The 21,114-nt window shown below is 32.3% G+C and carries 23 protein-coding genes and 2 tRNA genes; 9 read left to right on the plus strand and 16 right to left on the minus strand.

The genetic code is table 11. From position 1 onward, the window contains the following. Positions 1–5 precede the first annotated feature (5 nt). From XO08_RS02030 to XO08_RS02070, 9 genes are read right to left on the minus strand one after another with little or no spacing between them, the layout of a single operon-like run. On the minus strand, positions 6–1,028 hold the full coding sequence (locus XO08_RS02030) for a class I SAM-dependent RNA methyltransferase (protein WP_075665402.1): 1,023 nt from the start codon (positions 1,026–1,028) through the stop codon (positions 6–8). Continuing rightward, positions 1,025–1,342: a DUF190 domain-containing protein gene (locus tag XO08_RS02035; RefSeq protein ID WP_075665403.1), complete on the minus strand. Its 318-nt coding sequence runs from the start codon at positions 1,340–1,342 to the stop codon at positions 1,025–1,027. The genes XO08_RS02030 and XO08_RS02035 overlap by 4 nt, the downstream gene beginning before the upstream one ends. Then, positions 1,339–1,716 carry a fluoride efflux transporter CrcB gene (gene crcB, locus XO08_RS02040; RefSeq protein WP_077287150.1) on the minus strand — a complete coding sequence of 126 codons (378 nt, stop codon included), beginning with the start codon at positions 1,714–1,716 and terminating at the stop codon, positions 1,339–1,341. Before crcB ends, XO08_RS02035 begins: the two co-directional genes overlap by 4 nt. Further along, positions 1,713–2,189 carry a hypothetical protein gene (locus tag XO08_RS02045; protein ID WP_075665405.1) on the minus strand — a complete coding sequence of 159 codons (477 nt, stop codon included), beginning with the start codon at positions 2,187–2,189 and terminating at the stop codon, positions 1,713–1,715. Before XO08_RS02045 ends, crcB begins: the two co-directional genes overlap by 4 nt. Continuing rightward, positions 2,186–2,758: an RdgB/HAM1 family non-canonical purine NTP pyrophosphatase gene (gene rdgB, locus XO08_RS02050; RefSeq protein WP_075665406.1), complete on the minus strand. Its 573-nt coding sequence runs from the start codon at positions 2,756–2,758 to the stop codon at positions 2,186–2,188. The genes XO08_RS02045 and rdgB overlap by 4 nt, the downstream gene beginning before the upstream one ends. Positions 2,759–2,768: 10 nt before the next feature. After that, a complete protein-coding gene (locus tag XO08_RS02055; RefSeq protein WP_075665407.1) occupies positions 2,769–3,227 on the minus strand; it encodes a 23S rRNA (pseudouridine(1915)-N(3))-methyltransferase RlmH in 459 nt (152 codons plus the stop codon). Beyond that, positions 3,227–3,751, minus strand: a complete 525-nt coding sequence (locus XO08_RS02060) for a DUF501 domain-containing protein (protein ID WP_075665408.1) — start codon at positions 3,749–3,751, stop codon at positions 3,227–3,229. The genes XO08_RS02055 and XO08_RS02060 overlap by 1 nt, the downstream gene beginning before the upstream one ends. Then, on the minus strand, positions 3,724–4,494 hold the full coding sequence (locus XO08_RS02065; RefSeq protein ID WP_075665409.1) for a 50S ribosomal protein L11 methyltransferase: 771 nt from the start codon (positions 4,492–4,494) through the stop codon (positions 3,724–3,726). Before XO08_RS02065 ends, XO08_RS02060 begins: the two co-directional genes overlap by 28 nt. Before the next feature lie 3 nt (positions 4,495–4,497). Further along, positions 4,498–5,313, minus strand: a complete 816-nt coding sequence (locus tag XO08_RS02070; protein ID WP_075665410.1) for a peptidoglycan DD-metalloendopeptidase family protein — start codon at positions 5,311–5,313, stop codon at positions 4,498–4,500. Between the two features lie 251 nt (positions 5,314–5,564). On the opposite strand from XO08_RS02070, the gene XO08_RS02075 reads away from it, so the two are divergent. Genes XO08_RS02075 through XO08_RS02115 form a run of 9 tightly spaced genes read left to right on the plus strand, consistent with a single transcriptional unit; the run spans position 5,565 to position 14,095 of the window. After that, positions 5,565–5,924, plus strand: coding sequence for a hotdog domain-containing protein (locus XO08_RS02075; protein WP_075666683.1), 360 nt, complete (start codon positions 5,565–5,567; stop codon positions 5,922–5,924). 1 nt (position 5,925) lies between these two features. Continuing rightward, positions 5,926–6,747, plus strand: coding sequence for a 3-keto-5-aminohexanoate cleavage protein (locus tag XO08_RS02080; RefSeq protein ID WP_075665411.1), 822 nt, complete (start codon positions 5,926–5,928; stop codon positions 6,745–6,747). A 1-nt stretch (position 6,748) separates the two neighbouring features. After that, complete coding sequence (locus XO08_RS02085; RefSeq protein ID WP_075665412.1) at positions 6,749–7,780, plus strand: L-erythro-3,5-diaminohexanoate dehydrogenase; 1,032 nt, start codon at positions 6,749–6,751, stop codon at positions 7,778–7,780. A gap of 12 nt (positions 7,781–7,792) precedes the next feature. Next, positions 7,793–9,064 carry a lysine 2,3-aminomutase gene (gene ablA, locus XO08_RS02090; RefSeq protein ID WP_077197904.1) on the plus strand — a complete coding sequence of 424 codons (1,272 nt, stop codon included), beginning with the start codon at positions 7,793–7,795 and terminating at the stop codon, positions 9,062–9,064. Next, positions 9,061–9,471 (plus strand): MaoC family dehydratase, encoded by a 411-nt coding sequence (locus XO08_RS02095; RefSeq protein ID WP_075665414.1) that lies wholly within the window; start codon positions 9,061–9,063, stop codon positions 9,469–9,471. The genes ablA and XO08_RS02095 overlap by 4 nt, the downstream gene beginning before the upstream one ends. A 41-nt stretch (positions 9,472–9,512) precedes the next feature. After that, positions 9,513–10,433: a hypothetical protein gene (locus XO08_RS02100; protein WP_232218206.1), complete on the plus strand. Its 921-nt coding sequence runs from the start codon at positions 9,513–9,515 to the stop codon at positions 10,431–10,433. Beyond that, positions 10,424–11,764, plus strand: a complete 1,341-nt coding sequence (locus XO08_RS02105) for a DNA mismatch repair protein MutS (RefSeq protein WP_075665416.1) — start codon at positions 10,424–10,426, stop codon at positions 11,762–11,764. The genes XO08_RS02100 and XO08_RS02105 overlap by 10 nt, the downstream gene beginning before the upstream one ends. Continuing rightward, positions 11,754–13,316 carry a lysine 5,6-aminomutase subunit alpha gene (locus XO08_RS02110; RefSeq protein WP_075665417.1) on the plus strand — a complete coding sequence of 521 codons (1,563 nt, stop codon included), beginning with the start codon at positions 11,754–11,756 and terminating at the stop codon, positions 13,314–13,316. Before XO08_RS02105 ends, XO08_RS02110 begins: the two co-directional genes overlap by 11 nt. Beyond that, the gene (locus tag XO08_RS02115) at positions 13,313–14,095 is read left to right on the plus strand and encodes an OAM dimerization domain-containing protein (protein ID WP_075665418.1); all 783 of its coding nucleotides are present in this window, start codon (positions 13,313–13,315) and stop codon (positions 14,093–14,095) included. The genes XO08_RS02110 and XO08_RS02115 overlap by 4 nt, the downstream gene beginning before the upstream one ends. 13 nt (positions 14,096–14,108) lie before the next feature. Here the strand turns inward: XO08_RS02115 and XO08_RS02120 are convergent, their stop codons facing one another. The 7 genes from XO08_RS02120 to tilS all read right to left on the minus strand — a co-directional run bounded on the left by XO08_RS02120 (position 14,109) and on the right by tilS (position 21,058). Beyond that, positions 14,109–15,251, minus strand: a complete 1,143-nt coding sequence (locus tag XO08_RS02120; protein ID WP_075665419.1) for an MFS transporter — start codon at positions 15,249–15,251, stop codon at positions 14,109–14,111. A 525-nt stretch (positions 15,252–15,776) separates the two neighbouring features. Further along, positions 15,777–15,853 (minus strand) — tRNA-Met (locus XO08_RS02125). A 32-nt stretch (positions 15,854–15,885) separates the two neighbouring features. Next, positions 15,886–15,975, minus strand: a tRNA-Leu gene (locus tag XO08_RS02130). A 255-nt stretch (positions 15,976–16,230) separates the two neighbouring features. After that, entirely contained in the window at positions 16,231–17,595 is a 1,365-nt protein-coding gene (locus XO08_RS02135) for a radical SAM protein (protein WP_075665420.1), read from the minus strand. Beyond that, positions 17,579–17,977, minus strand: a complete 399-nt coding sequence (locus tag XO08_RS02140) for a thioesterase family protein (RefSeq protein WP_232218207.1) — start codon at positions 17,975–17,977, stop codon at positions 17,579–17,581. The genes XO08_RS02135 and XO08_RS02140 overlap by 17 nt, the downstream gene beginning before the upstream one ends. Further along, positions 17,946–19,790, minus strand: a complete 1,845-nt coding sequence (gene ftsH / locus XO08_RS02145) for an ATP-dependent zinc metalloprotease FtsH (RefSeq protein WP_075665421.1) — start codon at positions 19,788–19,790, stop codon at positions 17,946–17,948. Before ftsH ends, XO08_RS02140 begins: the two co-directional genes overlap by 32 nt. Then, positions 19,787–21,058: a tRNA lysidine(34) synthetase TilS gene (gene tilS / locus XO08_RS02150; RefSeq protein WP_077287152.1), complete on the minus strand. Its 1,272-nt coding sequence runs from the start codon at positions 21,056–21,058 to the stop codon at positions 19,787–19,789. Before tilS ends, ftsH begins: the two co-directional genes overlap by 4 nt. Positions 21,059–21,114 lie beyond the last annotated feature (56 nt).

Genomic DNA, 21,114 nt, shown 5'->3' on the forward strand with positions numbered 1-21,114 from the left:
CCTCCTCAATAAAACATATAAAACCAAACCCAAATTCCGCTATTTTGAAATCTTATCTTCTTTGTTGCCCTTCTACCAAAAAATTTTTCAAATTGATTATCCGGTGAAAGAATGTAAAACTTGGAATTTTTAAATTTTTTCAAGAATAAAGAAAAATCCACATCTGTTTTTATCCTTTCACCATACGGAGGATTGGTAACAACCCACACATTATCAAAGGTATAATCTCCAAAAGATTTATTCCCAAAAATTAAACCCGATATTCCAAACCTTTCTGCGTTAGCTCTTGCAACCTTTAAAATAGAATTATCAATATCGTATCCATATATTCCAGAAACATTTATATTTCTTTTTATTCTTTTAGGCCACTTTAAAAATCCCCAATTTTCAGAAACAAAATCTCTAAAAATCCCCGGCGGAGTATTAGATTTTATCAAAGCAGCCTCTATGGGAATTGTTCCACTTCCACAAAATGGATCAACCAACATATTTTTATTCCACCTTGAAAGCAAAATCATCGAAGCCGCTATTGTTTCCCTTAAAGGAGCTTTAGATGTCTTTAATCTATAACCTCTTTTACTTAACGCTTTTTCTCCAGTTGTATCTAAAAGTACTTGAAGTTCATCTCTTTTTAAAACTAACCTAACGGGAAATATCGTATTTTTTCTTTGTTTTATCTTTTTCTTTATAGCAGCATACGCAACGGAAATTATCGCACCTTTTGCGGAAAGTTTTGACTTTACAGATGAAATATCCGAAATATAAACTTTACCATCCACAAAATCCGACCAATTAATATTGTATATTGCCTTGTAAAGTTCTTCAAAGCTTGTTACCTTTTTTCGCTCAAGCAATATTAAAACTCTCTCGGCTGTCCTAAGGTTAATGTTGAGGAAAGGTATATCCTTTAGCTCTCCCTTAATATACACACGTCCTGAAACCGATTCCAATATCTTATACCCCATCTTTCTCAATTCAAGTGCTACAGCTGCCTCAAGACCTGTTGTACAAGTAAGTAAAAAAGTCATATTTTCTTCTCCATATAATACGCGTTTACCGGCATTTCAACTATCAATCCGTCAAAATTTAACTCCTTTACTTTTTGTAAAAACATATCAATTTTATTCTTTTCATCTACTATATCAATAACTATTGGTAAATCTTCAGATAGAGAAAAAAAATCACTCCTATGTATATGCCTCTTGTGTCCAAAGCCAATTATTCCTTTCATAACAGTTATTCCTCTTAATCCTTCATCGTATGCAAGTTTTACAATATATTCAAAAACAGGTTTTCCAAAATGTACATCTTTTTCCCCCAAATAAATTCTGAGCAACTTCATAAAACTCTCCCCCTTCCAAGTACCATCCCCAAAAATGCGGCCAAAAATCCCAAAACTACATTTGAAGAAAAATAACAAAAAGCCCTAAACGGACTTGTTAAAAATAAAGATAAAGATTCATATGTAAACGTTGAAAAAGTAGTAAATGATCCTAGAAAACCCGTTCCAAAAAACATCAAAAAACTCCTTGAAATCTCCAACCTTTCGATATTTAAAAACATTAGAAAAGATAATAAAAAGGCACCAACAACATTAACAATAACAGTTCCAAAGGGGATATAACCAAAAGGAAGGTGGGAATTAACAAATTTTGAAACAAAATATCTTGATAATGCACCCAATGCTCCACCCAAAGCTATATAAACTATCTTCACGATATTTCACTTCTTTCAAGCTTTTCGTATAAAACATAAGACATACTATCATCTACTATTCCATTCTCTGGAAATACTCGAATATAATTTGGTCTATCTTTGAAGAGCAATATTGCAAAACACATCCTTTTCGAAATATCACTTGCAACCATTATCTGTGCTTTTCTCAAAAGAAATTTAGATGTATATACTGTCTTGTCAAACAAAAAGAAAAAATCCACATCCTCTAAATAATTTTCGGCAATTCCAATCTGAGTTCCATTAATTATTGAGACAACGTAATTTTCCAATCTAATTTTCCTTTTAGTATTTCTCAAGACTACATCAACAAGCCTGTACTGTCCGTGGATAAACACATGCTCACCGTTATAAAAAATCGTATACGGAACGTTATAACTTTCAAAATCAGTTGTAATCCAAATATCCGGATCAAATTCTTCCACTAAAAAACTTTTAGATAAAAGAATTCTCAAAATTCCTCCACCTCTTTTAAAATTTTAAACAACTTTCTAAATGCACGGCTTCTGTGACTTATCTTTCTTTTAATCTCGTCTCCCAATTCCCCAAAAGTTTTTTCATATCCGTGCGGAATAAAAAATGGATCATATCCAAATCCAAAATTCCCTTTTATTTCTCTTGAAATTTCACCTTCAACTTTTCCTTCCACAGAAATCAGCACTCCCTTTTTGGGATTAAAATAAGTTGCAACACAAACAAATTGTGCAGATCTATCAACCTTGCTCTCTAACATTTTAAGAATTTTCTCCATCTTTAAAACATAAGGTTTTCCTTCCATAAATCTTGCACTTTCAACTCCGGGAAATTTTCCCAACGCATTAATTTCAAGTCCGGAATCATCTGCAATAACCGGTGTATTTAAAGCAAGTCCATAATAATAGGCTTTTTTCATGGAATTCTCGTAAAAAGACTTTCCATCTTCAATAACCTCTACATTTTTAGGAGACCTTTCAACTTCTATACCTTCTAAAATAATCCTAATCTCTTCAACCTTGTGCGGGTTTGAAGTTGCAATGTAAATCATTTTCACACCCCTAATAGTGATATTTTTCGTTATTTATTATTTTAAATCCCCTAAAAATCTGTTCTAATAGCAATATTAGTACCATTTCATGTGTAAAAGTAAATTTTGATAACGATATCCTCTTTAAAGATAACCTCCTTAATTGCTCATCTACCCCTAATGGCCCTCCTATAACAAAAACAATCTCCCCTTCAAGCATCTGCATATCCAAAAATTTAGAAAATTCCAAACTATCAATTTGTTTCCCAAAAAGATCAAGTAAAACAAATTTCCTCCCCTTTATTTTACTTAAAATCTCCTTTGCTTCATTTTTAAGTATAACACCTCTCGAAAGTTTGTTAAGATCTCCACCCAATTTAATAAAAGTTACTTTTACCTTTGCAAATCTTTTTATCTTTCCCAAATAAAAATCAAAAGCATCTCGAAGATGCTTAGAAAGTTTTCCAGGAATAATTATTTCTATGTACACTACAATCCCTCACAATATTTATCTTCACATTCCAATCTTTCTAGTTTTTTAAAGATAATCTCTCCAACTGGATTTTCTATCCCAGATAAAAAATCTGCTAAATGCAGATGCAAACACTTTACCTTTGAAAAATTTGAAATCCCACCTGTTCCTACTTTTTTTAATTCTTCTCTCCAGCGTTTAAAATCTAAGAACTCTTTTTTTAAGAAAAACTTATCTCTTAAATCTATAACTTTCTTGTGTGCTAAAAATAGACGCTCTCTAAACCTTTCATCTTTGCTTATTATTCTTTCAATTTCTTTTATCATTCCCTTTTCTTCCAATCGAGATACCTCTTTTACAAGAAAAGGACACGTTAAATAATACAATGTGGGAAAAGGTTTTCCATCTTTAACAGGCAAACTAACAACAACCTGTGGAAATCCATAAGAACAAAAACGTGTAACATTGCAAAAGTTAGTAATCTCCCGTCCAAGTTGTTTGGCAACTATTTTATTTAAAACTTTATCACCAGTGCATTCCATTCGTTTTTCCTCCGATGTTCTATAATATTTAAATGCTTAAACAAATCTAATTTTGAATCTATAATCCCGGATAAAATAACTATTCCATCCTTTTTTAAATATTTAGGCATATCCTCCAATGCTTCTATTAAAATTTCGGCAATTATATTCGATACAATCAAATCGTACTTTCCATCTACATTTTTAAATAAATCTGACTTTCTAATTTCAACATCTCCATTATTCTTTTTTACATTTTCAAGAGCAGATTCAACGGCAAGTGGATCATTATCAACACCTAAAACTCTATTTGCACCTAATTTTTTAGATAAAATACTTAATATACCGCTACCACAACCTAAGTCCAAAACATCCATACCTGGTCTTAAATACTCCTTCAAAAAAGACGCGGCAAGTTTCGTTGTATCGTGAAGTCCTGTACCAAACGCAAGTCCTGGTGTTATCTTTATAACTACTCCCTTTTTTATATCGTGAAAATCTGGATCTATCCATACCCCTTCAATGAATTCAAAAGGACGAGAAATTAAATTCTTCACCCAATCATCTGATGATGTTACCCTTTCTTCAACAATGTCAAATGAAAAATCAAAATCAAAATCCTTTTTCTCACTAACTACAACTAAAAAAATTCCCTCTTTTGTTTCATAAAAATAATAATTGTTAATTTGTTTATCAAAAAAATATTCTTCCAATTTTTCTACATTTTCATTAGATATCCTATAAACTCTCTCAAAAAATTCCATTTTTTATTCACCACCTAAATACAAACCTTCATCCTTCAACACATACATCCTTCCGTACGAAGGAAGAAAAGCCATGGGATTTGTATGCCTTCCATTTCTTCTCACTTCAAAATGCAAATGTGGACCGGTACTCACCCCTGTCGAACCTACTCTTCCAATTAATTCTCCTCTTCTTAAACTCTGTCCTTTATACACACATATTTTCGACATATGACCATAAACTATGTCGTAACTACCATAATCAACTATAACTGCAAGTCCATAACCCCCATATTCACCTGCAAATTTCACAACTCCATTTGTAGCAGAAAAGATAGGAGTCCCCATTGGTGCAGAAATATCTACCCCTGTGTGAAAACTTTTTCTATGATAAATAGGGTGCATTCTCCACCCATATGTAGAAGAAATCTTTCCAAAAACCGGCCAAATGAAATCTTTATCATATACATTAAAAGCTTTTCCAACATAATCTAGAGGGACAAATAATTTCTGTCCTACATAAATATAGGTGCTCTTCAAATCATTTGAAACTTTTATATCATCTACCGTTGTAAAAAATCTTAACGCAATCGAATAAAGACTATCTCCTTGTTGAACCTCGTATATAATACCAGAAGGTTGAGGTATCTTTAAAACTTCACCGACCTTCAAATTATACGGATCAATATCATTCCAATCAAGGATGACAGACGGTGAAACCCCAAATACCTGGGATAGCTTATATATAGTATCCCCAGGTTGTACATAATAGCTTAAAATAAAATAACTGGGAAATACAAAAACTGAGACAAGCAAAATAATAAATGAAATCTTCTTCATAGTTTAATACGCTCCTCTCATTAAAGACAAAATTATTTTACCATACAAAAACTCATAAAATCAAATAAAAAATAAAAATTTAAAAGTATCTTTGAAAAAATAAATAAAAAACACATTAAAAAAGCTAAATTAAGTTAATCATTTTTAATAATATTTTACAAATTTTGCTTAATACCCCCTGTTCTGTTAATATTAAAACTGTAATGTAAAAATAAAGGGGGGATTATGTGAAAACCACATTAAAAGTACGAATGAGTAGTGCAGATGCCCATTATGGTGGCAATTTAGTTGATGGTGCAAAAATTTTGCAGCTTTTTGGTGATGTTGCAACGGAATTACTCATTCGTCATGATGGAGACGAAGGATTGTTTCGCGCATATGAAAATATTGAATTTTTAGCACCAGTTTATGCAGGAGACTTTATAGAAATAACAGGTGAAATAATTAAAGTTGGTAAAACTTCTAGAAAAATGGAATTTATAGCAAAAAAGATTATAACTGCAAGACCGGATATAAACGATAGTGCAGCAGATGTGCTGGAAGAACCAATAATCGTTTGTAAAGCTATAGGGACATGTGTAGTTCCACTCGACAAACAAAGAAGGGGATAACATGGAAAAACTTATTATCACCGTTGCCGTAACAGGTGCAGAAGTTACAAAAGAAAAACAACCCAATCTTCCCATTACACCAGATGAAATTGCAGATGAAGTATACGAATGTTACCTTGCAGGTGCATCTATTGCGCATATCCACGCACGGAAAAATGATGGAACACCTACACAATCATACGAAATCTACAAAGAAATAAAGGAAAAGATAGAAAAAAAGTGCAACATAATCTTCCAACCTTCCACAGGTGGAGCAACGTGGCACACCTTCGAAGAAAGAATGCAACCATTACTAACAAATCCAGAAATGGCAACACTTAGTGCAGGAACTTGCAATTTTGGAAATGATGTCTTTTTAAATCCAATGGAATACATAGAAAAGTTTGCTATTGAAATGAAAAAAAGAAATATAAAACCAGAAATTGAAGTTTTCGAACGTGGAATGATTCAAAATGCATTAAATCTAGTAAAAAAAGGAATACTTGATTTACCCCTCCATTTTGATTTTGTTATGGGAGTGCCTGGGGCAATACCAGCAACGATAGATGATCTCGTTTATCTAGTTTCAAAACTTCCAGAAGGTTCTACATGGAGTGTTGCCGGTATAGGAAAATATGAACTTCCATTGGCAGTTCACGCCATACTTATGGGTGGACACGTCAGAGTGGGATTTGAAGATAACATCTATTATAAAAAAGGGGTGCTTGCAAAATCGAATGCCCAACTTGTGGAAAGAATTGTAAGAATTGCAAAGGAGTTGGGAAGGGAAATTGCAACCCCAGATGAGGCAAGAAAAATTTTGGAAATAAAAAAGGAGGAGTAAGATGATAAATAAGAAGGGATGTCCATATGGAACGCACAGGGTTATTGAACCAGAAGGTTTTTTACCACAAGCTGCAAAAAAAATAGATAACAACATGGAAATCTATTCCAACGAAATACTAATAGATGTAAAGACTTTAAACGTGGACTCTGCAAGCTTTACTCAGATAAAAAATTCGTGCAACAACAATATCGAATGCATAAAAAAAACAATTCTCTCAATAGTAAAAGAAAAGGGAAAGCTTCAAAATCCCTTAACTGGTAGTGGTGGTATGTTAATAGGGACTGTTAAAGAAATAGGAAAAGATTTAAAAACAGACCTAAAGGTAGGGGACAAAATTGCAACCCTTGTATCCCTTTCCCTTACCCCACTAAAAATTGACGAAATTTTAGATATAAAAATTGATGCGGAACAAGTGGATATAAAGGGAAAAGCAATATTATTCGAAACGGGAATTTACGCAAAACTTCCAGATGACATTCCAGAAAAACTCGCACTTGCCGTTTTAGATGTTGCAGGTGCACCAGCGCAAGTAAATAAACTTGTAAAACCTGGAATGACAGTTGCAATAATAGGTGGTGGTGGAAAATCTGGAATACTCTGCACCTATCAAGCAATGAAAAATGTTGGAAAAAATGGTAAAGTTATTGTAATAGAATATTCTAAGGAAAATGCTCAAAAAATAATTGATTTAAACCTTGCACACCACGTAATAGTCGCAGATGCCACAAAACCTGTGGAAGTATACCAAAAATTCACAGAAGTTAGTGAACTTGCAGATGTAACTATTAACAACGTTAACGTCGAAGGTACTGAAATGTCTTCTATATTAATTACTAAAGATGAAGGAATAATTTATTTCTTTAGTATGGCCACATCTTTCACTCGGGCAGCCTTGGGAGCTGAAGGTGTGGGAAAAGACGTAACTATGATAATTGGAAATGGATATACTAAGGGTCACGCACAACTAAGTTTGAATATTATCAGAGAATCTAATGAAATAAGAAAGCTATTTGAATCAAAATATTGTTAATGGGGGGATAGGATGAGACATTATAAAGATATACCACTTTGGAAAGATGTAACAGAAGAAGAATGGAATGATTGGAAATGGCAAATAAGAAACAGAATAACAGACGTAGACACTTTAAAAAAAGTAATCAACCTTACCAAGGAAGAAGAAGAGGGAATAAGACAAAGCCTTAAAACTTTGAGAATGGCAATAACACCTTATTACGCCTCACTTATGGATCCTGATAATCCAAAATGCCCCATTAGAAGACAAGCAGTACCTACAATAAAAGAACTTGAACTAAAACCTTGGGATATGGTTGATCCACTACACGAGGATGAAGATTCTCCAGTTCCAGGATTAACACACAGATATCCAGATAGGGTTTTGTTTTTAATTACCGATATGTGTGCTATGTATTGTAGACACTGTACAAGAAGAAGATTTGCAGGTCAACATGATAGAGCTAGAACAAAAAGTGAAATAGATGCAGCTATCGAATACATAAGGGAAACTCCTGAAGTTAGAGATGTATTACTTTCCGGTGGAGACGCATTACTTGCTGGAATCGATATGCTTGAATACATATTAAAAGAATTGAGAAAGATAAAACATGTGGAGATAATTAGAATAGGAACAAGGGCACCTGTAGTCATTCCACAAATCGTTACAAAAGAACTCACCAATATGCTAAAAAAATATCATCCAATATGGATTAATATGCAATTTAACCATCCAAAAGAAATAACACCTGAAAGTTCGAAAGCTTGTGAAATGCTTGCAGATTCCGGTATTCCATTGGGAAATCAATCTGTACTTTTACGTGGAATAAACGACAGTCCATATATCATGATGGAACTTGTCCACCAACTTGTAAAAATAAGGGTAAGACCGTACTATATTTACCAATGTGATCTTTCACAGGGAATTTCTCACTTTAGAACATCCATTGGAACTGGATTGAGAATAATAGAAAGCTTAATTGGACATACTTCAGGTTTTTGTGTTCCAACATACGTTGTCGATGCACCAGCAGGTGGTGGGAAAATTAGGCTAATGCCTCAATATCTAATCTCTTATTCAAATAACACCGCAATTTTACGTAATTATGAAGGTGTTATCGTTGCATATCACGAACCAGAAGAAACAAAATCAGATGTAGACGATAGTGAATACAGAAGAAAATATGAGTTTACAGGCATTGCCTCTCTTTATGAAAGCAAAAAAATATCCATCGAACCCACACACCTTGAAAGACATGAAAGAATCAAAAACTGGAAAGAAAAAAGGGGAGAAAAAAGATGAAATATGAAGAATTAAGCGTCGGCCAAACATATGAAAAGGTTATAAAGGTAGAAGAAAAACATGTATTTCAATTTGCAGAAATTACGGGAGACAAAAATCCTGTACATATTGATGAAGAATATGCCAAAAAATCTATTTTTGGAGGAAGAATTGCCCATGGCATTCTTCTCCTTGGTTATATTTCATATGTTTTGGGAATGGAGTTTCCAGGTCCTGGAACAATATACATGTCACAAAACGCAAAATTTTTAAGGCCTGTATACGTAGGAAAAAACATAAAAATAAAAATAAAAGTATTGGAAAAGCATGATGAAAAAAAGAGGATAAAAGTTTCCACGTTAATTTTTAACGAAAAAGACGAATTATGTGTGGAAGGAGATGCTCTACTTTCGTTAAAATTCCTTTGATAAATTTGTTTAAAAAATTCAAAACAATAGCAATTGTAGGATTGGAAAAAAACACAGGAAAAACAGAAACGTTTAATTTTCTGCTAAAGCATTTGCAGAAAGATTTCGTATTGGGAGTCACATCAATTGGGATTGATGGTGAAGATACAGATCAAGTAACTTTCACAAAAAAACCAAACATATTAGTCGACAATGGGATCTTATTTGTAACTACAGAAAATTTTTACAAAAGGAAAAATTTTCTTTCAGAAATACTATATGTTTCAGACAGAAGCACATCAACGGGAAGAGTAATAATTGCAAAGGCACTTGAAAAAGGAAAAATAATTTTATCAGGCCCCACTACAATCCAATGGCTCAAAGAAATAAATTCAATACTTCAAACATTTGGAGTGGAAAAAATACTAATAGACGGGGCTTTGTCTAGAATAAGTAGTTCAACATTAAGCGATGCAGTAGTACTTTCAACTGGTGCTGCAGTAAGTTTGGATATAGAAAAAATAGTTGAAAAAACATTGGATTTATTTTACAAAATAAATCTCCCTTTATACCCTGAAAAGTTGGATATAAAATCAGGTATATTTACAAAAGATTTAAAACTAATAGCACGTTCATCTTTAAATATCAATGATTTAAGTTTAATAAAAGACCAAAAGGAAATTCTAATAGGCGGGGCATTAACGGAAAAATTTTTAAGGAAATTGATAAATAATAATACCTATCCAACTTTGGTAGTTAAGGATTTTTCAAAAATATTTGTAAATAGTTTTTATTTAAAACTCTATCAAAAAAAAGGTGGAAAGATATTGGTGCTACACAAGCCAAATTTGTGTTTAGTTACGGTAAACCCATATTCCCCAAATGGCTTTGTAATAGACGACAAACTACTAATCGAAAAACTATCAAGTAAAATAAAATTACCCATATTAAACGTTAGAAAGGTTGAAGGTGAATGGATATAGGCTTTGATTACATCAAACAAAATTTGGACTTTTCCTCGCAAATTGGCAAAAGATACCTTGAAAATCTAAATCTTTTATCGGATAAAGATACAATACAATTACATCTAAAAGCTATGGAAAAATTGTTTGATATACCAATTGATAAAATCAAAAACATTCTCTCACACTTTCAGGATATACTTAAAACTATAAATAAATTAACAACTGGAACAACACTTGATGAAATTGAACTGTTTCAATTAAAACAATTCTCATACTTTTCAAACGAATTATTTGAAATTCTCAAAGATTTAAATCTTCTGGATTGCTTTAAGCTTGAAAAATTACATAAACCTTTCCAAATTCTAGATCCAGAAAACCAAAATCTTCCAACCTTTTACATATACAGTAGCTATGACAAAGAACTTGAAAATATAAGAAAAGAAAAAGCTAAAATAAAAGATGAGGAAAAATTACTCAAGCTATCTATAAAAGAAAAAGAAATAGAGGAAAAAATATGCAAAAATCTTTCCGAAAGATTATCCAGACATTCACATAATTTTTTAAAAAACTATGAAACTATTGGATTTTTGGATCTTTCCATATCAAAAATGGAACTTTCCAAAAAACTGGATCTAAAAAAACCCAATATATCGGAGCAACTTACTATAAAGCTTTCTAAACTTTTTAACCCTGAAGTAAAAGAAATACTCGAAAATACCGGAAAACATTTTCAAAAAGTAGATATAACCTTAAAAAACGGCACACAAATTATAACCGGTGCAAATATGGGTGGAAAAACTATTCTTTTAAAAACAATAGCACTTTCTCAAATTCTATTTCAAAAAGGATTTTATATTCCAGCGGAAAACGCCTTTTTGCCAATTTTTGATGATATCTTCTTTATTTCAGGAGATTTTCAAGATGAAAAACTTGGACTTTCTTCATTTGCCGCTGAAATGAAAATTTTAAATAACATATTTAAACAAATCAAAAGTAACAAAAAATTTTTGATTTTACTTGATGAACCTGCACGTACGACAAACCCATTAGAAGGAAAAGCTATAGTTAAAGCAATTGCAAAGTTATTTAACAAACCAAATATAGTATGCGCAATAACTACACATTTTGACAATGTACTATCTTCAAATATGCGTCATTTAAGAGTTAAGGGATTAAAAGATATAGAAAAAATAGACAAAAACAAAGAATTACAAGATTATTTTGACTATTCACTTGAAGAAATAACGCAAAAAAATTCTCCAAAAGAAGCAATAAAAATATTAAAATTACTAGATATAGACAACAATATAGTGGAAAAAATAGAGGAGGTATTGGAAAATGGAGAGTAAACTAGGACTTGATTTCAAAAAAGTAGACTACGCAAAAAAACTTGCCCAAAAAATAGCCAAAGATATAAAAGAATTCGTAGAACCTCGCTCCACAACTTCTATCGAAAGAACAATATGCAGATTTTTAGGTATAGATGGAACAAATAATGAAAAAGTTCCTCTTCCAAATGTCGTTGTTGATCACTTAAAAGAAAAAGGAATTTTAGAACAAGGTGCAGCATATTTTATTGGAAACGCAATGATAGAAACAGAACTCTCCCCACAAGAAATAGCAGAAAAAATAGCTAAAAAAGAATTGGATTTAAGCAAAGTAAAAACACATTCCATAGAAAATGTATTGGATATTCTAAATCCATTAGTTGAAAGTACAATAAACCGCATAAAAGAAAATAAAAACATACGAGAAAAAATGATAAATGAAATTGGTGATGGAAAGCAACCATATCTTTATGTAATAGTTGCCACGGGAAATATATACGAAGATGTCGTTCAGGCACAGGCTGCCGCACGACAAGGTGCAGATATAATTGCGGTAATTCGTTCTACTGCACAAAGTTTACTTGACTATGTACCATATGGCCCAACTACAGAAGGTTTTGGGGGAACTTATGCTACTCAGGAAAACTTTAAAATAATGAGGAAAGCACTAGATGAGGTTTCCCGCGAAGTCGGAAGATATATCAGACAAGTAAATTATGCATCAGGCCTTTGTATGCCAGAAATAGCCGCAATGGGAGCTATTGAAAGATTAGATATGATGTTAAACGATGCCCTTTACGGCATTCTATTTCGGGATATTAATATGCAAAGAACTATAATTGATCAGCATTTTTCAAGAGTAATAAATGGATTTGCTGGGATAATAATAAACACAGGTGAGGACAATTATCTTACAACGGCCGATGCATATCAAGAAGCACATACCGTTCTTGCCTCACAATTTATAAACGAACAACTTGCATTAATAGCAAATCTTCCCGAAGAACAAATGGGTTTAGGCCACGCATTTGAAATGAATCCTGATCTTGAAAATGGCTTTTTATACGAGCTTGCACAAGCTCAAATGGCAAGAGAAATATTTCCAAAAGCTCCTTTAAAATACATGCCTCCAACAAAATATATGACAGGAAATATATTCAAAGGACTAGTTCAAGATGCAATGTTCAACGTAATTTCAATTTGGACTAAACAAGGAATCCAACTTCTAGGCATGTTAACTGAAGCTATCCATACTCCATTTATGTCAGATAGATACCTCGCAATTGAAACGGCAAAATACATATTTAATAACATGAAAAACATAGGAGATGAAATATACTTTAAAGAAAATGGTTTAATACAAAATAGAGCCAAACAAGTTTTAAATGAAGCTATAGAACTCCTCGAAAAAATATCAGAAATCGGGCTTTTTAAAGCTTTAAGTTTAGGAGTCTTTGCAAATATAAAAAGACCAATAAATGGTGGAAAAGGACTTGACGGAGTATTTATGAAAGGCAAAAATTATATAAACCCATTTTTTGATAAAATGTTAGAAAGAAGGTGTCAAGAATGAGTGGATACAATCTTGAAAAAAAGAATATAGATAAAACACTAAACCTTAAAGCGGTTAAACCCTATGGTGACACCATGAATGATGGGAAATTACAAGTAAGTTTTACACTACCTGTACCATTTGGAGATGAAGCTACAGAAGCGGCAAAAATACTAATGAAAAAAATGGGTCTTGAAAATCCACAAATAGTATTTTCAAAAGAATTAACAAATGGTTTTACATTTTTCATTGGCTATGGAGATTGCATTCACACAATAGACTATACAAGTATACATGTTCCAAAAGTTCACGTTGAGGAAATGACAATGTATGAGATAGATAAATTTATAAAAGAAAAAATAGGCAGAAAAATAGTAGTAGTAGGTGCCACTATAGGAACTGACGCACACACAGTTGGGCTAGATGCTATTTTAAACATGAAAGGATTTGCCGGACACTACGGACTTGAAAGATACGAAATGTTCGAAATATACAACATGGGAAGTCAAGTACCAGTTGAAGAATTTGTAAAAAAAGCAATCGAGGTTAACGCAGATGCATTACTTGTCTCACAAACCGTTACTCAAAAAAATATACATATAAAACACCTTACCGAACTTGTGGAATTACTTGAAGCAGAAGGCTTAAGAGAAAAATTAGTATTGGTAGTTGGCGGGCCAAGAATAACACATGAGCTTGCAAAAGAACTGGGATACGATGCGGGGTTTGGCCCTAATACATTTGCAGAACATGTAGGTTCATTCCTTGCGCATGAAGTATATAAAAGATTAAATAAATAAGGGGCAAAAGCCCCTATTTTTTTATTAAAAACCTTATTTGAATAAAAAATACTATAATCGTCAACAATAGTCCAAAAATTCCAAGCCCCTTTATCCCAGAAAAATAATCCAAAAAAGTTCCACCAATTAATGGACCAAAACCAAACAAAAGACCAATTACAGCTTCATGAAATCCTCCTTGCTTTCCCTGATCATCTTCTTCAGAATGAAGCCCATAGTATATTGCAAATGTATATGGAATAGCGTAACACATTCCACTCAAGAAAGAAATTACCAAAAATAACATTGGCGATGGTTTAAAAAACATAAGAAGGGAAGTTACCGGCAATACTAATAAAAAATAAAAAGAAACCTTTGGTTTTCCCACCCAAAAGTTAAATTTCCCCATAAATAAAAAAGTCAAAAAAACTGACAAATTTGCAAAGGCAATTAAAAATCCTGTTAAACTAAGCGCCGTACCATATGAACTTATTAATTTTGGAAAAAGAGCCAAAACTGACGTATACAAAAGTCCTGAAAAAAACAACGTACTTCTATACACCAACCTATATTTTTTTATATTTTTCACTATCTTTTCCATTTTAAAATTGCAACACAAAAGTCTTATGTAATTTCCAAAGCTTTTATAATCATACCAAACAAAAATACTCATAGTAGTAGAAAGAAATAAACCATATCCAAATATTATTTGTGGATATTTTACAGTCATAAATGGTCCCAAAGCCATCCCAATGATATTTCCAAAACTCCACGAAAGATTAAATCTCATAACTGTTTTAGAATGTGGAAAGTTTGCTAACGATTCGCTTTTTGATATTAGTCCCTCAATTTGAGGATAAAAACTTCCAAAAAATAAGTTTGATATAACAGCTATTACTATTAAAGAAAATATGCCTGATAAATTTAATGAAACAACTAAAAAGAAAAAATACAGCAAAAACTCCACTATCAATATCTTTTTATAACCAAACTTATCACCAAGATGACCTATACTAATACTAGTTATCACGTAAGAAAGTGCACCAAAAAAATTTATCATACCAATCTGAGAATATGCTAACCCCAACTTCGAACCCATTGAGTTTACATATGAAGTTATTAAATAAAACAATATAGAGAAACATACTGAAATAAAATGATATCTGTGAAATCTCATACAACTCCCCCTTCGTAATTAAAAAATTTATAGCTATCCCAATAAATCTTACAGTGATAAATATAAATTTAGAAGTCATAGTATGAAAATTATCGTTATTAATCTACTTTTTCTTACCTTTCATTATAAAAAAACCTCAATAGATTGAGAAATCATTTATGCCGCAAATAACACTAATAAAAATCTCCAATTCCGTCATAAAATTGTCACAAAATGTTTTGTTATTCTACTATAAACGATGGAATTGACAACCAATGTGCTACCAAATAATATCTAGTAAATTCTAATATTCTTAAAAAGTAATATTTTGAAGATTTTACCACAACAATCTTTTCATCATCTTATGCAAAAAATCTTCAGCCTTTATAGTAATTTTCTCCACAAATTTGTAAAAAATCTCAAGAAAATTACTACGAATGTTTTCACAGTCAACAAATGAAAAACAATTCCTTCTCGATACTAACACCTAAAACGCTTCCAGACTAGATAAAAAAAGGTAGAACCATTTTCGGTTCCACCTTTTTCTGGTAGCGGGGGCAGGATTTGAACCTGCGGCCTTTGGGTTATGAGCCCAACGAGCTTCCAGACTGCTCCACCCCGCATCGTATATAACAACACTGCTATTATTCTCAAGTGGTGCCGGGGATCGGACTCGAACCGACACGGAGGTGTAACCCCCAGCGGATTTTAAGTCCGCTGCGTCTCCCAATTCCGCCACCCCGGCGTCACCGTAATTTATTTTAACATAAAATGTAAAATAGTCAATACCTTTTGAAGAGTGTTTCAAAAAATAGGATTATATAAAACAAATCTGAGGAAAAATCAAATAAAAAATTGCTTTGAAATACTGCCAAAGCTATTTTCTATCTACAGATTATAAAAAAACACCTATAGTGCACCACGTGCTAAATTTTTAGTTTTTATTTGTAATATACATGATATCGGAAAAGTTATATTTAGTACTGTACAAAACAAACATTTAAAATCTTTTTTTTATATGATCAACAATTTCCTTTTCAGACATAACATTAAATTCATATTGTTTTTTTGAAAGTTTATAACTTTCAAAGTTTATTCTTATTCCTTTTAGACTCTCCTTCATCCACTTCCTTATTTTATTATATTCCCCATTACTAATAAATTCCCTACCATAAAATGGGGTTTTTTTCTTTGGAATCAAAGGATTAACACTTAAAGTTATTGATTTATACCCCATTTTTTTTACTTTCTCTAAAAAAGACTTTAATTCTACAAAATCAGATAATTCCTCACCTACACCAACTATATAATACATCTTTATACTGTTAAAACTTACTTTTCTTCCAATATCAAGTGCAAATAACAAATCATCCTCATCTATATCCTTCAACATTAAATTTCTAATTCTTTGTGAAACCCCTTCAGGTGCAATGGTAAAGCTTTTTTGACCACTATCTTTTAACAATCTCAACAGTCTCTCAGAGATACCATCCGCCCTCATAGATGAAACGGAAAACTTTATATTATATCCCTCTAAAATATCCAATAATTCATCCAACCATGGATAATCTGTTATTGTAGCACTAATTATTCCAATTGGATAAGTTTCATTTTTTAAAAATTCTTCTATAACATTTGGATGTACAAACTTTACCGGCTTTTTATTATACCCCATCACACAAAAATTGCATCTTCTAATACATCCCCTACCAATTTCTAGAAGCTTTTTTTCACCAAATTCGGAAAATCGTGTTACAAAATGAGAAACAGGGAGTTTTTTTCCAATATCAAAGTTTGTCACTTTATCTTCCCATTTTAATCTTTTAAAATATTCCAATCCTTCTTTCCTACTTTTTAATAAAATTCGAATTCCCTCTGAAACTTCTTTAACCTTATCTTCTAAATCTCCAACAATTATTACATCTGCAATGGGTTTAATCAACTCTTCGTTAAAAAATGTAATTGCTCCACCAATCACAATAACTGGTGAATCTTCATCTCTCTCATTGGCAAGCAATGGTATTCCAAGTTTTTTTAAAATATCCAAAATATTCTCAAAATCAAGCTCAAAATGCAGAGAAAATAACAAAATTCTATTTTCATCTAACGGTTTAAAAGATTCAACGGAATAAAATTTTCTAAACCACTTTTCATAGAAATAACGCTCTGGGTATATACCACTTTCCCAAAATAGTTGTTGCACCCAACTCCACGAAAGAGATGATGCAGCTACTGTATAATTATTTGGAAAAACTAAGGCAACCCCCTGGTTGCCCATAAATTCTTTGAATCTTTTTTCAGAATCACTAAATTTTTTAACATGTGAATATTCTAGAAAATCATCTTTTTTACGTGGCTTCCTCAACTGCTTTCCTCCTAAGATAATTTCTTGAAACTACAACCCTAACAAATTCTGCCTCAGCGACTTTTTTATTATCTTTCGTCAAAATTCCAGAAAAATATATATAATTTCCATCAATTTTCGTAACTCTAACTCCCAAAACCAATTTATCACCAACCATCACGGGAAATATTTGTTTTACCTTCACACTCAAAACAACTGAAATCAAATCTTCTGGTAATACTTCTAATAAAATTTCATATCCCACTCTTACAAATTGTTTAATAATACCGGAAGTTGAAACAAAATGATAATTTCTCATTTCATCATCTTCGTCCCAAATATAAGAATCATCGGGAACAAACTCTATAGTTTTACTTATCCCCTCTATCTTCCTCCACAACACTATCATCCCCCTTAAGTAACTTCCTTAACTCTTCTCCACTAATTTCTTCTCTTTCTAACAAAATTCGAGCAAGTTCATCTAATTTTTCTCTATGTTTATTTAATATTTCTTTTGCCCTGTTATAACATGTGTTTACGATATTTTGCACTTCACTATCAATTAATTTTGCAACTTCTTCACTGTAATTTCTCATCCTTGTAATTTCTTTCCCCAAAAATACTTCTTGTTCCGTCTTTCCCCAAGCAAGTGGTCCAAAGTTATCACTCATACCAAGTTCACAAACCATTTTTCTTGCTATTTCCGTTGCTCTCTCAATATCATTTGCCGCACCACTTGTTATATCGTGAAAAACTATTTCTTCTGCCGCCCTTCCTCCCAACAAAGCTGTTATATTATCCATTAGTTCGTTTTTACTAATAAGGTACTTATCCTCTGCGGGAAGATGCAATGTAAATCCCAACGCTTTATAACCCCTAGGTATTATAGACACCTTATGAACCGGGTCAGAATTTGGTAATTCTGTTCCGACTATGGCGTGCCCTAACTCATGATACGCAACAATTTCCTTTTGCTTATTCGAAATCAATCTCGATTTTCTTGCAGGGCCAGCAATCACCCTATCAATAGCTTCTTCAAAATCATCCATAGTCATTTGTACCCTACCATCTCTTGCTGCAAGAAGTGCTGCTTCATTAACGAGATTTTCCAAATCCGCCCCAACAAATCCCGTCGTCCTTTTTGCCAAAATCCTTACATCTACATCTTCAGATATAGGTTTACCCCTAAGATGTATTTTTAAAATTTCTTCCCTTCCTTTTACATCTGGTGGGTCAACCACTACTTTTTTATCAAATCTTCCCGGTCTTAAAAGAGCGGGATCTAATATATCTGGTCTATTCGTTGCCGCCATCACGACTATTCCTTCTTTTACGTCAAACCCATCCATTTCCACCAAAAGTTGATTTAACGTTTGCTCCCTTTCATCATGTCCACCACCAAGTCCAGCTCCCCTATGTCTTCCAACGGCATCTATTTCATCGATAAACACAATACACGGTGCATTAGATTTTGCTTGGTTAAACAAGTCCCTAACTCTTGCTGCACCTACACCAACAAATAACTCCACAAAATCAGAACCACTTATATGAAAGAAAGGCACATTTGCTTCTCCCGCTACTGCTCTTGCAAGCAATGTTTTTCCAGTTCCCGGAGGTCCAACAAGCAAAACTCCTTTAGGCATCCTTGCACCTATTTTGTTAAATTTTCCAGGATTCTTTAAAAAGTCAACTATTTCCTGTAATTCTTCAACTGCTTCGTCCACACCTGCAACATCTTTAAAGGTTATCTTTTTCTTACCTGGAACCACCTTTTCGGCTCTACTTTTGGTAAAAGTAAACGCCTGATTATTTTTTCCTCCTAATCCCTTTATTAAAAAGCTAAACATAAAAAGCATTAAAATGAAAAATAGTAAATTTCCTACAATATTAACCCAAAAAGAACTATCTACACTTTTTTCACCATTTACGATTATTCCCTTATTAACCATTTTATTAATAAGGTCCATATCGTATTTAACCCATGGTGCATAAACGTTATACCTCTTTCCAGAAATAGTTCTTAATATTACACTTCCATCATCTTTTATCGTAACTTCTGCAATATCACCGGTATCTGATTCTAGTCTTTTAACAAAATCACTATACCTCATAGATGTTTCTGAGGTATTACTGTTGAAAAACACCCCCTCAAGTATCCAAAAAATACTTAAAATTATTAAAAGCCCTACAATTATTGATCCAATTCCTTTATTCAAAATAATAAACCTCCTTTCACATTCACAGATAATCCTTCTTTAGAGACACTTTCTTTATCAACGTAAACACCTGGAACAAAAAACACCGTTTCATTATCCACAAAAACGGGTATAATTCTCCTAATAAATGATGGGATCTTTTTCCTCACAAACATTTCCTTTAACTTTTTACCCCCTTTTATCTTATCTCCAAACTCCCAATTTCTTATAACAAAAGAACTCTTATTAAATATTATACCATCTTTGTCATTTTTTCCAATTTTTATATTAAAAGGTTCTACATAAATTTCCTGTGGAGCATTTATTTCGTAACGAAATTTTCTACTTAAAAAATCACCCAAAAAACCATACCCATACGATATTTCCACCCCATAATTTCCCCAAAAACTAACTTTAAAGGTTGTTTTGGAAAGATTTTTCTTCAGTCTATCAAGTTTTTCCTTATCAGGGGCAACTCCATAGTGTTTTAATGTCTGTCGTCTTACAAATTCAATTAAAACATAATCATCATCTGGTATCTTAAAAAGTATTCCATTTAAAAGTGGTACACTCTCTAAATTTATTTTTTTATCCACGAACTTTTCCAGTTCCCATAAATTCTCTACAAATCTAAAAACAGCCACCTCAAATGCCGGATTTATTTTTTTAAACTTTGGAACTATCTCATGTCTTATAAAATTTCTTGTGTATTTTACATCGTAATTTGTTTTATCTACCACAAAATCTATGTTATTTTCTTTTGCAAAAGATTCTATTTCAAATCTTGTATAAAAAAGTAAAGGTCTAATTATATCTCCACTTACAGGTTTCATTCCATAAATTCCAAATGGACCAGTCCCCCGTGAAATTCTAAAAAGTACATTTTCAACTAAATCATTCAAATTATGTGCAACTGCAATCTTTTTTACTCCTAATTTTTTCTTAAAGTTTCTCAAAATGCTATATCTTAACTTTCTTGCAGCTTCTTCAAGTGTCAATTTATTCTCTTTTGCATAACCTAATGCATCAACGCTTGATGTAAAACATGGAATATTTAACCTCTCACAAAATTTTTTCACAAAAATTACCTCATTTTTAGATTCCTTCCTTATACCATGATCAATCGTTGCACAAAAAATTTCTATTCCTATTTTTTCTTTTATCTCATTTAATATGTATAACAAAGTCATAGAATCCACACCACCTGAAACAGCAACCAAAATCTTATCATTTTCCGTGATAACACTATAATCGTTTATCTTCTCGATAAAACTCTCTATCGATAACACATTTTCACCTTCTTTTTATTTGCTAAATTCCACATTAGTAGTGTATAATAAAATTG

Source organism: Thermosipho sp. 1074 (assembly GCF_001999655.1).
GTDB classification, from domain to species: Bacteria; Thermotogota; Thermotogae; order Thermotogales; family Fervidobacteriaceae; genus Thermosipho; species Thermosipho affectus.

Bases quoted from the DNA above. Each gene is read 5' to 3' on its own strand.
- XO08_RS02120 (WP_075665419.1), bottom strand. From the start codon at position 15,251: ATGAGATTTCACAGATATCATTTTATTTCAGTATGTTTCTCTATATTG.
- rdgB (WP_075665406.1), bottom strand. From the start codon at position 2,758: ATGATTTACATTGCAACTTCAAACCCGCACAAGGTTGAAGAGATTAGG.
- XO08_RS02075 (WP_075666683.1), top strand. From the start codon at position 5,565: ATGAGTAGTGCAGATGCCCATTATGGTGGCAATTTAGTTGATGGTGCA.
- XO08_RS02115 (WP_075665418.1), top strand. From the start codon at position 13,313: ATGAGTGGATACAATCTTGAAAAAAAGAATATAGATAAAACACTAAAC.
- XO08_RS02030 (WP_075665402.1), bottom strand. From the start codon at position 1,028: ATGACTTTTTTACTTACTTGTACAACAGGTCTTGAGGCAGCTGTAGCA.
- XO08_RS02065 (WP_075665409.1), bottom strand. From the start codon at position 4,494: ATGGAATTTTTTGAGAGAGTTTATAGGATATCTAATGAAAATGTAGAA.
- XO08_RS02080 (WP_075665411.1), top strand. From the start codon at position 5,926: ATGGAAAAACTTATTATCACCGTTGCCGTAACAGGTGCAGAAGTTACA.
- XO08_RS02085 (WP_075665412.1), top strand. From the start codon at position 6,749: ATGATAAATAAGAAGGGATGTCCATATGGAACGCACAGGGTTATTGAA.
- XO08_RS02105 (WP_075665416.1), top strand. From the start codon at position 10,424: ATGGATATAGGCTTTGATTACATCAAACAAAATTTGGACTTTTCCTCG.
- XO08_RS02035 (WP_075665403.1), bottom strand. From the start codon at position 1,342: ATGAAGTTGCTCAGAATTTATTTGGGGGAAAAAGATGTACATTTTGGA.
- XO08_RS02070 (WP_075665410.1), bottom strand. From the start codon at position 5,313: ATGAAGAAGATTTCATTTATTATTTTGCTTGTCTCAGTTTTTGTATTT.
- XO08_RS02060 (WP_075665408.1), bottom strand. From the start codon at position 3,751: ATGGAATGCACTGGTGATAAAGTTTTAAATAAAATAGTTGCCAAACAA.
- XO08_RS02095 (WP_075665414.1), top strand. From the start codon at position 9,061: ATGAAATATGAAGAATTAAGCGTCGGCCAAACATATGAAAAGGTTATA.
- ablA (WP_077197904.1), top strand. From the start codon at position 7,793: ATGAGACATTATAAAGATATACCACTTTGGAAAGATGTAACAGAAGAA.
- XO08_RS02110 (WP_075665417.1), top strand. From the start codon at position 11,754: ATGGAGAGTAAACTAGGACTTGATTTCAAAAAAGTAGACTACGCAAAA.